At 61.2% G+C, this 14,881-nt stretch carries 11 protein-coding genes, 1 tRNA gene and 1 pseudogene; 6 read left to right on the plus strand and 7 right to left on the minus strand.

The window, feature by feature from the left end; all coding sequences use genetic code 11:
* Window positions 1-8 precede the first annotated feature (8 nt).
* The gene (locus tag J3R75_RS04645) at window positions 9-1,604 is read left to right on the plus strand and encodes a ribulokinase (RefSeq protein ID WP_307260187.1); all 1,596 of its coding nucleotides are present in this window, start codon (window positions 9-11) and stop codon (window positions 1,602-1,604) included.
* 11 nt (window positions 1,605-1,615) lie between these two features.
* Here J3R75_RS04645 and J3R75_RS04650 read toward each other — a convergent pair whose 3' ends face one another.
* Genes J3R75_RS04650 through J3R75_RS04660 form a run of 3 tightly spaced genes read right to left on the minus strand, consistent with a single transcriptional unit; the run spans window position 1,616 to window position 5,023 of the window.
* Entirely contained in the window at window positions 1,616-2,395 is a 780-nt protein-coding gene (locus J3R75_RS04650; RefSeq protein WP_307260188.1) for an HpcH/HpaI aldolase family protein, read from the minus strand.
* Between the two features lie 57 nt (window positions 2,396-2,452).
* The gene (locus J3R75_RS04655; protein WP_307260190.1) at window positions 2,453-2,953 is read right to left on the minus strand and encodes a GNAT family N-acetyltransferase; all 501 of its coding nucleotides are present in this window, start codon (window positions 2,951-2,953) and stop codon (window positions 2,453-2,455) included.
* 36 nt (window positions 2,954-2,989) lie between these two features.
* Window positions 2,990-5,023: a glutaminase family protein gene (locus tag J3R75_RS04660; RefSeq protein WP_307260191.1), complete on the minus strand. Its 2,034-nt coding sequence runs from the start codon at window positions 5,021-5,023 to the stop codon at window positions 2,990-2,992.
* A gap of 217 nt (window positions 5,024-5,240) precedes the next feature.
* On the opposite strand from J3R75_RS04660, the gene aroA reads away from it, so the two are divergent.
* The 3 genes from aroA (at window position 5,241) to J3R75_RS04675 (ending at window position 8,547) form a co-directional block, all read left to right on the plus strand.
* Entirely contained in the window at window positions 5,241-6,539 is a 1,299-nt protein-coding gene (gene aroA, locus J3R75_RS04665) for a 3-phosphoshikimate 1-carboxyvinyltransferase (protein WP_307260192.1), read from the plus strand.
* Entirely contained in the window at window positions 6,523-7,623 is a 1,101-nt protein-coding gene (aroC, locus tag J3R75_RS04670; protein WP_307260193.1) for a chorismate synthase, read from the plus strand. The genes aroA and aroC overlap by 17 nt, the downstream gene beginning before the upstream one ends.
* Before the next feature lie 102 nt (window positions 7,624-7,725).
* Window positions 7,726-8,547, plus strand: coding sequence for a PIG-L deacetylase family protein (locus J3R75_RS04675; protein ID WP_307260194.1), 822 nt, complete (start codon window positions 7,726-7,728; stop codon window positions 8,545-8,547).
* A 556-nt stretch (window positions 8,548-9,103) separates the two neighbouring features.
* Here the strand turns inward: J3R75_RS04675 and J3R75_RS04680 are convergent.
* On the minus strand, window positions 9,104-10,081 hold the full coding sequence (locus J3R75_RS04680; RefSeq protein ID WP_307260195.1) for a Gfo/Idh/MocA family protein: 978 nt from the start codon (window positions 10,079-10,081) through the stop codon (window positions 9,104-9,106).
* Between the two features lie 482 nt (window positions 10,082-10,563).
* Here J3R75_RS04680 and J3R75_RS04685 point away from each other — a divergent pair.
* A tRNA-Pro gene (locus J3R75_RS04685) sits at window positions 10,564-10,642 on the plus strand.
* Window positions 10,643-10,993: 351 nt separating this feature from the next.
* A complete protein-coding gene (locus tag J3R75_RS04690) occupies window positions 10,994-12,004 on the plus strand; it encodes a tetratricopeptide repeat protein (protein ID WP_307260196.1) in 1,011 nt (336 codons plus the stop codon).
* A gap of 196 nt (window positions 12,005-12,200) precedes the next feature.
* Here J3R75_RS04690 and J3R75_RS04695 read toward each other — a convergent pair.
* The 3 genes and pseudogenes from J3R75_RS04695 to J3R75_RS04705 all read right to left on the minus strand — a co-directional run bounded on the left by J3R75_RS04695 (window position 12,201) and on the right by J3R75_RS04705 (window position 14,737).
* Window positions 12,201-12,722, minus strand: a pseudogene (locus J3R75_RS04695) (O-acetyl-ADP-ribose deacetylase).
* Between the two features lie 66 nt (window positions 12,723-12,788).
* The gene (locus tag J3R75_RS04700; protein WP_307260197.1) at window positions 12,789-13,364 is read right to left on the minus strand and encodes a plasmid pRiA4b ORF-3 family protein; all 576 of its coding nucleotides are present in this window, start codon (window positions 13,362-13,364) and stop codon (window positions 12,789-12,791) included.
* 80 nt (window positions 13,365-13,444) lie between these two features.
* Window positions 13,445-14,737: a glycoside hydrolase family 28 protein gene (locus tag J3R75_RS04705; RefSeq protein ID WP_307260198.1), complete on the minus strand. Its 1,293-nt coding sequence runs from the start codon at window positions 14,735-14,737 to the stop codon at window positions 13,445-13,447.
* Window positions 14,738-14,881 lie beyond the last annotated feature (144 nt).

A 14,881-nucleotide genomic window follows, 5' to 3' on the forward strand; every position in this document is an offset into this window, starting at 1 on the left:
ATCATCACATGGACAGCATTCTCTGCATCGGCTTGGACTTCGGCACCGACAGCGTCCGCGCGGTGCTTGCCCGCACCGACAACGGCGACATCATCGCCACCAGCGTTCACGAGTATGCGCGCTGGTCACGTGGCGACTACTGCGATCCCGCCGCCATGCAGTTCCGTCAACACCCGCTGGACTACCTCGAAGGCACCGAGGCGGTCGTCCGCGGCGTCATGGCCGGCATTGACCCGGCGCGCGTCGTCGGCATCGGCATCGATACCACGGGCTCAACGCCCTGCGCCGTAAACCGCGATGGCACGCCGCTGGCCCTCACCCCCGAATTCGCCGATGACCCCGACGCCATGTTCATTCTCTGGAAAGACCACACGGCCATCGCCGAAGCCGAGCGCATCAATGACTACGCCCACTCCTGGGGTGGACCCGACTACACGCTCTACGAAGGCGGCACTTACTCCAGCGAGTGGTTTTGGTCAAAACTCCTCCATGTCCTCCGGCGTAATCCGCAGCTCCGGCGGGCCGCCTGCAGCTTCGTGGAGCACTGCGACTGGCTCTGCGCCGAACTCGCCGGCCAACGCGACCCGCTGACCATCAGCCGCAGTCGCTGCGCCGCCGGCCACAAGGCCATGTGGCATGAATCGTGGGGCGGCCTGCCGGCAGATGAATTCCTCGCCGGCGTCGACCCGCTGCTCGCCGGCTGGCGCTGTCGCATCTCGCCGCAGAGCCAGACAGCCGACCTGCCCGTCGGCACGCTCTGCCCGCAATGGGCCGCCAGACTCGGCCTCGGCAAACACGTGGTCATCGCCGGCGGTATGATCGACTGCCATGCCGGCGCCGTCGGCGCTGGCATCCGCGCCAACGAGCTGGTCAAAGTCTTCGGCACCTCGACCTGCGACATCCTGGTCAGCAAAAACGTACCCACCTGCGTCCGTGGCATCTGCGGCCAAGTGGACGGCTCGGTCGTCCCCGGCATGATCGGCCTGGAAGCAGGCCAGGCGGCCTTCGGCGATGTTTACGCGTGGTTCCGCCGCCTGCTCTCCTACGAAGCGCCGACATCTCTGTCCAAGCTTGACAAAGAGGCTGCCGCGCTGCCCATCAATCCCCAGGGCCCCCTGGCCATGGACTGGTTCAACGGCCGCCGCAGCCCCGACGCCAATCCCCATCTCAGCGGTGCCATCATCGGCCTGAATCTCGGCACCACCCCCGCCATGATCTTCCGCGCGCTGGTGGAAGCCACCTGCTGCGGCGCGCGCGCCATCATTGAACGCTTTATCAGCGAGGGCATCGCTGTCAATGCGCTGTTGGCCACAGGCGGCATTGCGCGCAAATCGCCCTTCGTCATGCAGACCTGCGCCGACATCCTCAACCGGCCCATCCGCGTGGCGGCTTCCGACCAGGTCTGCGCCCTCGGCGGCGCCATGTTCGCCGCCGTCGCCGCCGGCGTCTACCCCGACACCGAAACAGCCATGGCGCACATGAGCCCGGGCTTCGACATCACCTACACGCCCCGGCCAGAATTCGTCGCCCAGTACGACCAGCTCTACCAACGCTACCAACGCTACGCGGAAATCCTGGAAAACGCCGCCATGGCCGACCGCTGAGGGGCCGTCGCTCAGGCAATGCCGTTGAAGATGCCCAGGACTTTGTCGCAAAAGGCGTTCATCGCGCCGACATCCGACCCGCAGTTGAGAAAGTCGTAGCCCATGGCAAAATACTCGGCCATGGTGTCAGGGCCGGTGGTCGTACCAGCGAACTTGCCGTATTTGTGGGCCGTGTCAACAACGAGCTTGCGCACCCGGCACACCTCGGGGTGATTCAGCTCGCCGGGGCAGCCCAGCGCGTGACTGTAGTCACCGGGGCCAAAGAAGATGAGGTCAATGCCGGGCACCTGACAGATTTCGTCCAGCTCGGCCAACGGCTCGGGGTCCTCAATCTGGATCATGACAATGCGGTTGGCATTGGCAAACTCCACGTAGTCCTTGGTGGGCATGCGGCAGTAACGGCCGTCGGCGTTGCCGCCGTCCACCGGCCGACGACCAATGGGATGAAAGCGCGTCCAGTGCGCAATCTCGCGCGCCTCGGCAGCACTCATCACGTGGGGCACCATGATGCCCGTCGCATCGGCCTCCAGGGGCAGGATGTAGTCGCTGTAGCAGCCCTTCGACACCCGCACAATGCAGTCGGCGCCATGGGCCTTCGCCGCCAGTATCTGCTTCTCCATGGTGTGAAAATCCGTGGGGACGTGCTCACGACACAACCAAATACAGTCAAAACCCGCCATGGCGGGCATCTCGGTCGCGCGACTGCAGGCAAAGTTGTTCTTGAAGGACAGGGCTTTCTTGCCGGCGCGCATTTTATCCAACACCACACTTCGACGGGGTTCGCTGCTCATGTGACCGCACTCCTTGCCGCCGACACTTATCCGGCGCCGGCAGACCAAATTGGTTGTTTACAGATCAAGACCCATCACATAGTCGTCCATGTAGAAGCTGTTACCAATGGCGTTCTTGACGTCGGCCTGCACCGCGAAGCCATTGCGCTTGTACGCCTTGATCGCCCGGCTATTCTGCTTGTTGACATTGAGAACCAGCCGTTTGGCGCCTTTTGCCCGCGCCGCCGCAATGGCATGCTGCAGCATCTGCGAACCAACGCCTCGTCCATGATAGCTCGGTAGCAGGTACAGCTTGTGCAACTTCATCACGCCATCGCCATGCGGCCCAAAAGACACAATGCCAATCCGCTTCTCACCATCAAGAGCAAACTCGTAAACGATGCCCTCGCGAATCTCCCGGGCAATCACCGCCGGGGCGTACATCATGGGCAACATATAGTCGATCTGCTCCTGCGAGATAATGCCCTTATAGGCGTCCTGCCAGATTTCCGTCGCCAACGCATAGGCCTGCTGATATTCCTCTTCACTCGCCATGGGCGCGTACTTCAGCTCGTTCATTGTCGCCATCCTTCCATTATTCGGCTTTCGGCAGCGTCACTGCCGACCGCGATATTTCTGCCGCCATGACGAGTCGTATAACATACGCAGAAAGACCCCGCCGACAACCGACCGGGCCTGGAAACCGACTTTGCGTGCATTGGTCGTCTCATACCAGTCGGTGAGAGGCACACGGTCCGGCGTGTCACGCATAAAGGCCATGACTGGTGCCAGCAACGCCGCAAAATCGCCGTCGTCACCCGTGAGAGTCGCACTCCACAAAATCCAGTCGAGCTTGGTGTAGCTGCGGCGATTGTCCAGTGGCAGGCCGTACTGGCCTTGTATGCGCCGGTAATGCGCCAGCTCACGTTGGGCGACTGCTGCCGGGAAAAGCTCCAGCCCCAATAGTTTGTCCCACACTAAATTGTACTTCTGACTCCACGTGCCGGGCTGATCAAAAGCCAGGCGGTAGCAGCCGCTGTCATCAAGCGCATCGACCTGCCAGCGTTGCGCCGCCGCCTCGGCGGCCCGGCGGAAACGCTTGGCGCCGGCATCGTCGCCCATGGCCGCAGCCATTTGACTGAAAGCGCCCAACGCCATGATCGCCTTCAGGGACAGGTTGGTATTGTGGGCCAAATGGCCGGCAAAATCGTCCGTGCACAGCTGATTATCGGGATCATAGCCCTTCTCCAGCAGATAATCCGCCCAGGTACTCAACGTCGACCAGTACTTGCGCACAAAATCAAGCTCGCCTTCAAAACGCAACAGCGCCCCGGCCAGAATGAGCATGTTGCCACATTCCTCAACCGGCATCTGATTCTCCACGCCGTGCTCGCCGCCGCCATAGACCTGGCCATTGGCCAACGGATACGTGCCGAGGTCGTGCGGCGCAAAGGGAAAACGCCAGCGCGGCAACCCGGCGTACTCCAAAATCGGGATGAGCATGCCTTTCAACAACGCCGGCTGCAACAACAGATACATCGGCGCTGACGGATAGGTCACGTCAACCGTGCAAATACAGCCGTTGGAAAAATTCTCCTTCGAAAAGAAATAAGGCGTGCCATCCACTGCGGCGACCAGCTTGTGCGCCGCCAACGACTGCCGGTAGCTGATCGCACAAAGCGCGGCAAAATCGGCGCCGCCGACAGCCGCGGCATCCGCCAGCAACTCCTCGTCAAAGGCCCGGCAATCTGCGGCCAGCACCGAGAAGTCCCGCTCGGCCTCCTGGAGCATCGTCGCGAAGCTCTTGCCATCCTTCCGCCAATACGCCGGCAGGCGCTGACGCAAAAATTCCACGGCATAGATGTCGTCATAAGCCACCAGGACATGCGTCCGAGCCGCCGGCTTGACTGCCGTCACCGTCATGGGTAGCAGCACTGCTGCCGCCATGCAGGGGTGGCGCAGCTGCGAGCTGTCCTCAAGACTGTCCCCAGCAGGCAACGCGCCGTCTTTCATGAATACCTGGCGACTAACCCTACTGCGCGCCAAGATACTCGTTGCGCCAGCGGCGACGGCCGTTTCCGGCACGGCGAGGTAAAAGTGCCCCCATTCTATGCGCAGGTCGTCCCCAACCCGCGCCAGCATCTTCTGATTGGCGGCGCTGAGTTTGAGCAGCTCCAGGCCCGGTATCCGGTAACGCGCCCACGTTACTGGCTCGGAACTGTCATTCACCGCAATCTCGCCACCGAAATCAAGATACAATGCGACGTCATGCGCCGCGCCATCCTCACTAGTCACGGTAAAATCCAAGTAGGTCACCGGTCTGGACAGTATCTCCAGCCGCTGCGGCAGCGCCGGCGTCATAAAGCACAAGTCAATAACCACGCCAGCGCTAACAAAACGGTACTCGGTACGGGTCGGCGTCACCTTCACGCCCTGCTGTGCCATCTTGGCCACGCCACGGACATCGCCCATCAGGCAATAGGACGCGCCGTCAATGCGCGCCAACAAGGCCACGCCATAATTGCGCCCCGTCCAATGCCGCGGCCAGCTGCCATGGAGCTCGTCACTGCCGGACCACAATGAAAAGTAGGGATCGTGCGTAATCAATGGATAGGCTGGAGCACGAAAGGTTTGATCGGGTGTCGTCATGGCAAGCCTTATTTTGTCACTGCAGTTTTTTGGGCTCTCAGTAGTCCAGAGACTATACTATGGAGTCGCTCAAGATACCCCGCGAACGACAATTTCCAAGAGGCGCCCCCGCGCGAATGCACTTCCGGGGCGCTCCTATCGCCAGCCAGGCACGCCGCCACCTACGGCAAGCCCGAACTGACCGCCGTCACAACATTGTTTCAGAGGCCATCTTTCCATGAGCCCCACCCCACACGTCATTATCTCCCCCGGCCGCCTTTGCGGCAAAGTCGCCATACCGCCCAGTAAAAGCGCCGCGCACCGCGCCATCATCGCCGCAGCCCTCAGCAACGGCCCCTGCCGCATCACCCCCATCGCCGCCTCCGACGATATCATCGCCACCAGCAACGCCATGGCCGCACTCGGCGCCAATATCCGCACCGACGGCGACGCCCTGGTCGTTCGCGGGCTGCACGACAACGCCACTGCCACCGCCGCAGCCGCAGCGACTACACTCGTCGACTGCGCCGAAAGCGGCAGCACCCTGCGTTTTCTCATCCCCATCGCCGCCGCCCTCGGCCGCAATGCCACTTTCACTGGCCGTGGCCGCTTGGCCGAGCGCCCCATGGCCGAATACCTCCATTGCCTCGCCCAGCACGGAGTGGCCTTCAGCAGCGACCGCGGCCTTCCCCTCAGCATCAGCGGCCAACTCCAGCCCGGCACCTACGTCCTCCCTGGCAACATCTCCAGTCAATTCATCACCGGCCTGCTCTTCGCCTTGCCCATGCTGAACGGCGACAGCGTCATCGTCCTCAGCTCAGATCTGCAGAGCGCCGGCTACGTTGACCTCACCATCGCCGTCCTCGCCGATGCCGGCATCCGCATCGACGCCACCGCCAATGGCTGGGCTATTCCCGGCAAACAGCGCTACCAGGCGCGAAATTACAGCGTCGAAGGCGACTGGAGCCAGGCCGCATTCTTCCTCGCCGCCGCCACTATCGGCAGCGACATCAGCATCACCGGCCTGAAACGCGACTCCAAACAGGGCGACCGCGCCGCCGAAGACCTCTTCCGCCAATTCGGCGCCACGATCACCTGGGACGCCGCCGGCGCCCTCCACGCCCGCTGCAATCAGGCACGCGGCATCGCCATCGACGCGGCACAAATACCCGATCTCGTCCCAGCCCTCGCCGCCGCCGCCGCCCTCTGCCCAGGCCAGACCCGCATCTTCAACGCCGAACGACTCCGCGCCAAGGAAAGCGACCGCCTCGCCGCCATGCAGAAAGCCCTCGGCGCTCTCGGCGCCACGATCAGCGAAAGCGCCGACGGCCTCATCATCGACGGTGTCGAGCGCCTGCACGGCGGCAACGTCGACGGCGCCAACGACCACCGCATCGTCATGGCCAGCGCGATCGCCGCACTCCGCGCCGACAGCCCCGTCGCCATCAGCCACCCACAAAGCATCAACAAGAGCTACCCGGATTTCTTTGCGCATTTCCGGAGCATCGGAGGATCTGCCAATGTCAACCTGGGGTGACGCCATCAATGTGTCCATCTTCGGCGAAAGCCATGGCCAGGCTATCGGCGTGGTCATCGCCGGCCTGCCCGCCGGCGAAGTCATTAGCTGGCCCGCAGTCCTTAGCCAAATGGCCCGCCGCGCTCCCGGCCAAGACCCTACCGCCACGCCGCGCCGCGAGGCCGATACGCCGCAACTGCTCGCCGGCAGCATTCCACAAGGCGACGATGCCTTTGTCACCACTGGCGCGCCACTGGCCATGGCCATCCACAACACCAACACCCGCTCGCAAGACTACGGCGAGAAAATGACCGTGCCCCGCCCCGGCCACGCCGACTATCCGGCTTTCGTCAAACACCACGGCGCCAGCGACCATCGCGGCGGCGGGCATTTCTCCGGCCGCCTCACGGCTCCGGTGGTCTTCGCCGGCGCCGTCTGCCGACAGATTCTCGCCCGCAAGGACATCGCCATCGCGGCCCACGCGCTGCAAATCGGCCAGGCCAAAGACCAGCCCTTCCCGCGCTGCGCCATCGACGCCGCGCTCATGCAGGACCTCAGTAGCCGCTATTTCGCCACCATCGACCCGCAGGCGCAGAACGCCATGCGACAGGAAATCGCCGTCGCCCACGAACAGCTCGACAGCATTGGCGGCATCATCGAATGCGCCTGCACCGGCCTGCCCCCAGGCATCGCGGGCGAGGGCATCTTCGGCGGCATCGAATCCGCCCTGGCGCCCATGATCTTCGCCATCCCCGCCTGCAAGGGCCTGGATTTTGGCGCCGGCTTCGACGTCGCCACCCTCCGCGGCAGCCAGAACAACGACGCGTACTTCTACGACGGCGACCAGGTCAAATCCCGCACGAATCACGCCGGCGGCAGCCTCGGCGGTATCAGCACCGGCATGCCCCTGCTCTTCCGCGCCGCCTTCAAGCCGACGCCGTCCATCGCCCGCGAACAACACAGCGTCGATCTCCAGCAGCATGTCGATACCACCCTCAATCTGCGCGGACGGCACGACCCATGCATCATCCCTCGCGCTATTCCCGTGGTCGAGGCGATGACCGCCATCGCCATCCTCAATCTCCTGCACGTCAGCAATGCCTGAGTGCGCACAGCGCCAAGGCTACAACCGGCACACTATTCTCTGCACCGGCCATTACGGCAGCCACCTGCTAAGTCCCCCAACCACAATCGCAAAGGACCAGCCATGCCCAGCCAACGCCGCTTCCTCTTCTTTGGCGCGCATCCCGACGACTCCGACCTGCTCTTCGGTGGAACCGCCATCAAACTCGCCCGCGCCGGCCACGCCGTCAAATTCGTCTCGGCCTGCAACGGCGATTGCGGCCACCAGTCAATGTCCTCGCCCGACCTGGCCAAACGGCGCTTCCTGGAAGCCCAGGCATCGGCAAAAATCGCCGGCCTCGTCGAGTACGAAGTCCTGCCTATTCCCGATTGCCGTCTGGAATGCAACCTGTCCAATCGCGAGACCTTCATCCGCATCATCCGCCGCTTCCAGCCCGACGTGGTCATCTCACATCGCTCCTGCGATTACCACGCCGACCACCGCAACACCGGCCAGCTCGTCATGGACGCAGCATACCTCGTGAAAGTGCCACTCTATTGCGCCGACACGCCCATCGTCGCCAAAAACCCCGTCTTCGCCTACAGCTACGACCGCTTCGTTGACCCACGGCCTCTCCGCCCCGACGCCGCCGTCGAAATCGATTCGGTCATGGATACCAAACTGGCCATGCTCCAATGCCACCAATCGCAATTCTTCGAATGGCTGCCTTGGGACAAGGGCTTCAAAGACTTCAACCAAAATAACATGTCCACCGCCGAACAACGCCAGTGGATTATCGACCAGTGGGGAATCCGCTTCAAAGCCGCCGCCGATCTCGCCCGCCAAACCCTCGTTGAAACCTACGGCGCCGCCGGCAATAACGTCAAAAACGCCGAGGTCTTCGAATTGTCACCCTATGGCGCCGCCGTCAGTATCGACGAATTCCGCCAACTCTTCAAACCCTGATCAGACCGATCAGACCGATCAGACCGATCAGACCGATCAGACCGATCAGACCGATCAGACCGATCAGAAATCGGATCCGTCCGATCCGTCGGATCCGTCCGATCTGTCCGCGATAACCAGAAAGAAGATCAGTCCGCGTAGGGGCGGACCTATGTGTCCGCCCTAGTCGGATCCGTCCGCGATAAATTACAGTCGATCACCCGGCCCACCAGATTCGGCCCGGAGGGCCGCACCATGCATAACCCTGGGTGAGGTGCCCGAAGGGCGCCGCAACCCAGGGTATGGCAACAAAATAGAATTGCGCCCGGAGGGCGCCACATTCCATAGAACATCCGCGTGCCCCACAACGGCCAGCGGTAAGCTCAGTCCGATCAGACCGCGTAGGGGCGGACCTATGTGTCCGCCCTTGTCCGCCCCATCCCGATCCGTCCGCGTTAAACGACAGCCGCAAGGCACTGAGCCAAAAATGCATAGGTGGGGGAGCGCGAGGGGGAGGGAAGGAGCAATGCTCCTTCCCTCCCCCTCGCAAAACCTACCTATGCATTTCGGACGGCTTTTAGATCGACGGCGTCACCGGCGCGCCATCATTGTCCATCGACTTGTTGATAGCAAAGACCAGCGCCAGCGTCTTCATGGCGTCGGCGTAGGGCGAAAGCACCTCGTCGGCCGGCAACGCGCCGCGGACCACGTCAATGAAGGTCTCGGTACATTCCTGGCCATAGTCATTGCTGGCCTTGCCCTCGATGGTCCGATTCGGCTCGGTGATCTTGTAGTTGCCGAAGATCGTGTAGAGCAGACGGCTGTCGGCCGCATAGGCGTTCATGTCGTGCGCACCGGGACCGAAACAGCCCGTGCTGAACGTGCCGATCGCACCGCTCTTGAAGGTCAACACCGTTGACGACGCGTCGTCAACATTGTAGTTCTCGACGTCGGTCATCAGCCCGCGCCGACGCACCGAGCGGACGCTCGTCACTTCGCCGAAGATATAGCGCAGCAGATCGAAATCATGAATGGTCTGCTCCACGGCCTGGCCGCCGGACTGCTCCATGACCCGCCACCACCACACTTTCGGCATGCCGCCCAGACGATGACCGCTGATCACGCCGATGTCATGCGTGTCCGCCCAGCGCTTAGCTACCAGCAGACTATCGCAATACCGGCACTGCAGCCCCACCGCACTCGGCAGCTTCTTCTTCTTCAGCCCCGCCAGCACCTTCTTAGCATAGGCCATGTCCAGCGTCATCGGCTTCTGCACAAACATGGGAATGCTCTTCTCAATCGCCAGCATCTCCATGCCGTCATGAGCACCCGGCTGAACACAGACAAACAAGGCGTCGAGCTTCTCCTTCGACAACATCTGCTTGTAGTCCAAATAAGCCTTGGCCTGAAAACGATCGGCCGTCGCCTTCGCCCGCTCTTCCTGTAAATCGCAGGCGGCAACAATCTGCGCCTTGTCACGCATCTTCTCAAAATGACCAAAATGATACTGCGCAATGCCACCACAGCCAATAAATCCGACTTTGACCTTATCCATTCGGACATCTCCATGCTGAGTTGTCGACCTGGCACCCAAACGCACCACGTCGGTACGCCCGCGCCATAATAAAGCACACACTGTAATCACTCCCGCACTGTTAACAACCACCCAAAGACAAAAATCCCCGCCACCGCCGCCGGCACCACACCACACGCCCATATCGCGGTGTGGTGCGGGCTTTTAGCCGGCGCCGGCGCATGAGGTCAGCAAGCGTCCACGCGCGCGCCCGGCATCCCAGGCCGCAGAGCGGCAGCAGCGCTGTAATCGCGATCTATGATGGCCCGGGGCAAGCGACGCCGAATGCTGTGCGTCGCCCTGGGCTTTCTTAGGCCGCGCCTTGGGCGCTGAAAACAAAAGGCCCAGGACTGGCTGGTATCAATGGCTGACCGATTACTCATTTTTTCCACTTTTTCCCACCTCGCAACTTGCAACCCGGCTGGGCGCATGTAATGTATTTCCCGCCTTTCCCAATCTATCTTCGGGACGTAGCGCAGCCTGGTTTAGCGCGTTTGACTGGGGGTCAAAAGGTCGAGAGTTCGAATCTCTCCGTCCCGACCATCTTAAAAGCCTCAACTTTAACGAGTTGTGGCTTTTTTATTTCCTGGAATCTGGGGAAAGAGTGTTTGAAACATTTCCCCCGTTTCCACCGTGGGTCACTCCGGGCCACCCCGTCCATGTCCTTGACTTGGGGTCCGCTTCAAACCAGCTGCCTGCTGCGGGAACCGCTAGTGTCAGTGAGTGAGGCGTTACTCCAAAGCGCTGTCTTGTGTCAGCGCCCGCTTCTTATTGTCCCGCGGAAGCGCTAAATTACGCCAATGGCTCGCTCCCCCATCTCCACTTGCCTAGCAGTGCGCCCCGCAATACATGGGCAGGTTCGGCCTGAGCAGTTTCTGCCAAACGAAGAAAGGTATGACTATGCAGACGGGACATTGTTCAGTATGTGAAAAGCGCAAAGGCAAGCGTGCTTGCCCTGCCTTAGGCGGGAAAAGCATATGCCCCGAATGCTGCGTCAGCCGGCGCGGTGCTCCCTGCGGCGACTGCGAGCACTACGTCGCCGCCATGCGCCTGGCCGTAGATCGCTACCGCACGACCGACAAACACCCTTTCATCATCAACACCACCCACGAGGATGACATTGCCGATGTCCTTGAGGAGCTCGCTGATACGGGCGACACGGAGAAAGCGCTGGAAGCCCTGGAACAGTACGCCGATGACACGTCTCCCTACTATCTCTACGCACTGGGAGTTATCTGTTCCACTAATGACGAAAACGAGGAGGCATCGGAATATTATCTGAGCGCCATCATGATGTTTCCGTTTTTTGCCCATGCTTGGTACAACCTCTCCTGCTCATTGCTGGCGGATGGATATTCAAGCTTTGCTTACGATGCCTGCCACATCGCGATGAATCTGATGCCACCAACGCATCACCTCCACATCAAAGCCAAAGAACAGCTGCGTGACATGGCGGACATATACGCCCGTAGCGGCCCGCTTTTTTCGCTTGCGGCTACCATGATCCGCAGGCGGACATTAATCGGCTACGAGAATATGATCATCAGTGATCCGCGACGGGCTGCCAATGGCTTCCAAAAAATGTTGGCAGAAGAACCCCATACAGTGCAACTCCACAACAATCTCGGCGTCTGCTATATCCATATGAGGCGCAAGGACGACGCCATACGGGAATTCCAAACAGCCTTGGACCTGGACCCGAACGACGACATCGCCCGCGCTAACCTCAGGTACATAAAAAACACCCCCGCCGACTCTCCACAAACGGAGAATCCCGGTATGATCATAGACAGCTATGGCGACTTTCGGCAAACGCTAATCCACAAGGCCGCCGTCAATTCCCAGCATAGCGAAGCAATCAGAATGCTTTTCGCGCTCTACTGCCCCGCCCCGCCTGCCGACTAGCGACAGCAGGCACCGACACTGCAGCGAGGCCAAAAAAGCAGCGGCCAGAAAAGCATTACGCGATCAGCGGCTGGCAGTCGCTGCAACTTTGGGTCCGCTGCCGACCAAGCCTCTGCAGCCGGTGACAATCTCCAAGCGCTACGCGCGCGGCTGTGTGCGTAACGCGCTAGGCGGGCGGCAGCCGCGAGCGTCGATTTTACTTTTGCAGGGCGACCAGACGGTTGTAGATATCGGCATTTGCGCTACTGAAGCAGCAGAAGATGACCTTCTTGACGGATCGCGCGGGAAATGTCTTCACGGTGGCCAGGGCAATCTCGGCGGCGGCCTCCTTGGGATAGCCATAGACGCCGGTAGAAATGCAGGGAAAAGCGATGGCCTGGCACTGCTTCTCTTCGGCCCGCTGCAGGCTGTTGGCATAGCTGTTTGCGAGCAAGGCCGCTTCGCCGTGTTCGCCGTCCTGATAGACTGGTCCTGGGGTGTGAATCACTTATTTGCAGGGCAGATTTCCGGCGCCAGTCAGATAGGCCTGGCCCGTTTCGCCCCGGTGGTCTGGCAAGCCTGCCACCATGGCCCGGCACTCTGCCAGCAGCGCCCCGCCGGCAGCGCGATGGATAGCGCCGTCCACGCCGCCACCGCCAAGCAGGCCGCAATTAGCGGCATTAACAATGGCGTCAACCTGTAGGGTCGTGATGTCGCCGGTGATAATCTCGATATTCATAACACGTTGTTCCCCAGTAAATGCAGCCACTTTTCCACATCGTCCCTGGTTGGGGCTGGGCCTCGCTTAACCGTGCAGACGCTTGTTGACTGCGTCCATATCGAAGTGTTCCGGGTCGAACTTGCCATTGTGCCATTCGCGGAACACCAGTTGCGCCTCAGTGGGGGTCTTTGTGGTCTGCGCTTCAAGAAAATCCAAATAGCCGTAAGGGCCGCCGCAGTCCTCAGGCGGACAGGCCCGCGCACCACCGACGCAGACGGGGTACTTGTTGGAAGGAAGCAACGGCAGAAATTTTTCCGCGACGATTTTGTGTTCCCAGTCATCGCCAAAGTCGTAGGTGTACAAGAACTTTTGTTTTTCGCTTGTGATGACCTCGGCCAGGGTCACGTCGCTCTCATCTTCGGCCTCACTGTAGCCGAATCCCTTTTCTTCGTAGCGCGTATCGTCAATAAGAAAGCTATGCGGGTGTTCAAATTGCCAGCCCATGGCGACTTGGATGACCCAATGCAATCTGCCAAGAGACATATCATCAAGAAGAACCACCCGGCGCCAGATGGTCGGCTTGATCCGGCACAGCTGCACCTTGAATAGGATTGCCTTCGTTGGCACTTGAACAGACTTCTTTTTTTGCCTAGTCGCCATGTGATTACGCCTCGCTTTGCTTGTTCGTGGCATGGAATTAAGGGCCCTGCAAACACACCTTCATCACGCACGTCGCTGCCTCAGGTCGGTTCGGGCAGATCGCAGGTGTCAGCAATAACCACGGTGGCGTCTTCGACGGCGCGGCTCCGCCGCCAGGCCGGGTGCTGGTCGCGCCAAGCGATGCGGACATGGTCAAGCGTGACCGCGTCGGCGTGGCTGACGCGCAGAAAGGTATCCGGGTAGGCTGCGGGGGCGGGGTCCAGCACACAGGGCCCGACCGTCAAATCGACGCTGCTGATGTTGATGCGGCGCGGGCGAGTGAGGGCGCTGCCACTGATCTCACAGTTGCCATAGCAGCTGCCGTACAAGCCATTCACGCGGATATTCTCAATCAGCGCCGTCGCCGACGGCGCGCCAGAGACAATCTTCAGGGGAAAGGCCACGCTGTGCAGCTGGATATTGCTGATTGCCAGGTCGGAAATCGCCACGCCCGTCGAGGGCGGCAGATACGCCGACTGCAGCAGAAACGCGGTTGACGCCCGGCGCACGACGATGTTGGCGATGGCGGTATGGCGGATGACGCCCGTGCCGACACCGATGCGGAAGGCGCAGATCGAGGTATCCAGCACGCAGTTGCTGATGGCCACGTCTTCGCAGGTGCGCGTCTTGTCCTTGAGTCGTTGCGGGTTGGCGCGCAGGGTGATGGCGTCGTCGCCGGTACGGATCAGGCAGTCGCTGACCACGACCTGCCGGCAGCAGTCGATATCGATGCCATCGGTATTGGCGGCGTCCGGCGGGTTGTCGATGCGCAGGCCCGTGGCCACGACGTCTTCGCAACCATAGAACAGGCAGGTCCAGCAGCAGGCATTGCGCAGGGTCAGGCCGCTAACGCGGACATCGCTGCACTCGCAAAAAAGAAGCATTTGGCCGGGGCGCAGGCGCTCTTTGTCCCGCGCGTGGCGAATGCCCTGGCTCCAGCCAAAGCGCGGTGGATAGGGCGGTGCTTCGGTCTCGAAGAAGACGGGGCCATTGCCGTCGATGCAGCCGCTGCCGGTCAGGGCGACATCCGTCACCTCGACGGCCAGGATAAGATGCGCGCCATTCCACTGTTCCCGCTCAGAGCGCATGTTCTGCACAAAGGCGTCATCGGCATTGTAGTCGTCCAGATTGGGGCTGCCGAGAAGAATCGCGCCCTTTTCCAGATGCAATTCCACGTGATCGCGCAGCCAGATCGTGCCGGTGACGAAGGTCCCCGGCGGCACCATTACCGTTCCTCCGCCTGCGGCGGTGCAAGCGTCGACTGCCGCCTGGATGGCTGCCGTGTTAACCGTCCGCCCATCTGCCAACGCGCCGAAATCCGTGATCAGGTACATGCCGTGCTCCTGGTTGCGCCGCTGTTCAGTCTCACCGCGGACAACACATCCGCCGGCCGCACTCCAAAGTGTACCCGCTTTGGCAATTGTCAACCCGCGCTGCCCATAGAAAGCGGCGCGGGCGACAAGGTGATGGCACGCTGG

The sequence above is a fragment of the Oligosphaera ethanolica genome (assembly GCF_030814695.1).
In the GTDB taxonomy this organism is placed as follows: Bacteria; Verrucomicrobiota; Lentisphaeria; order Oligosphaerales; family Oligosphaeraceae; genus Oligosphaera; species Oligosphaera ethanolica.

What these genes read in the sequence shown, in the direction of transcription:
- J3R75_RS04705 (WP_307260198.1), bottom strand. Translation starts at nt 14,737, where the DNA reads ATGTACCTGATCACGGATTTCGGCGCGTTGGCAGATGGGCGGACGGTT.
- aroA (WP_307260192.1), top strand. Translation starts at nt 5,241, where the DNA reads ATGAGCCCCACCCCACACGTCATTATCTCCCCCGGCCGCCTTTGCGGC.
- J3R75_RS04655 (WP_307260190.1), bottom strand. Translation starts at nt 2,953, where the DNA reads ATGAACGAGCTGAAGTACGCGCCCATGGCGAGTGAAGAGGAATATCAG.
- J3R75_RS04690 (WP_307260196.1), top strand. Translation starts at nt 10,994, where the DNA reads ATGACTATGCAGACGGGACATTGTTCAGTATGTGAAAAGCGCAAAGGC.
- J3R75_RS04675 (WP_307260194.1), top strand. Translation starts at nt 7,726, where the DNA reads ATGCCCAGCCAACGCCGCTTCCTCTTCTTTGGCGCGCATCCCGACGAC.
- J3R75_RS04645 (WP_307260187.1), top strand. Translation starts at nt 9, where the DNA reads ATGGACAGCATTCTCTGCATCGGCTTGGACTTCGGCACCGACAGCGTC.
- J3R75_RS04650 (WP_307260188.1), bottom strand. Translation starts at nt 2,395, where the DNA reads ATGAGCAGCGAACCCCGTCGAAGTGTGGTGTTGGATAAAATGCGCGCC.
- J3R75_RS04680 (WP_307260195.1), bottom strand. Translation starts at nt 10,081, where the DNA reads ATGGATAAGGTCAAAGTCGGATTTATTGGCTGTGGTGGCATTGCGCAG.
- aroC (WP_307260193.1), top strand. Translation starts at nt 6,523, where the DNA reads ATGTCAACCTGGGGTGACGCCATCAATGTGTCCATCTTCGGCGAAAGC.
- J3R75_RS04700 (WP_307260197.1), bottom strand. Translation starts at nt 13,364, where the DNA reads ATGGCGACTAGGCAAAAAAAGAAGTCTGTTCAAGTGCCAACGAAGGCA.
- J3R75_RS04660 (WP_307260191.1), bottom strand. Translation starts at nt 5,023, where the DNA reads ATGACGACACCCGATCAAACCTTTCGTGCTCCAGCCTATCCATTGATT.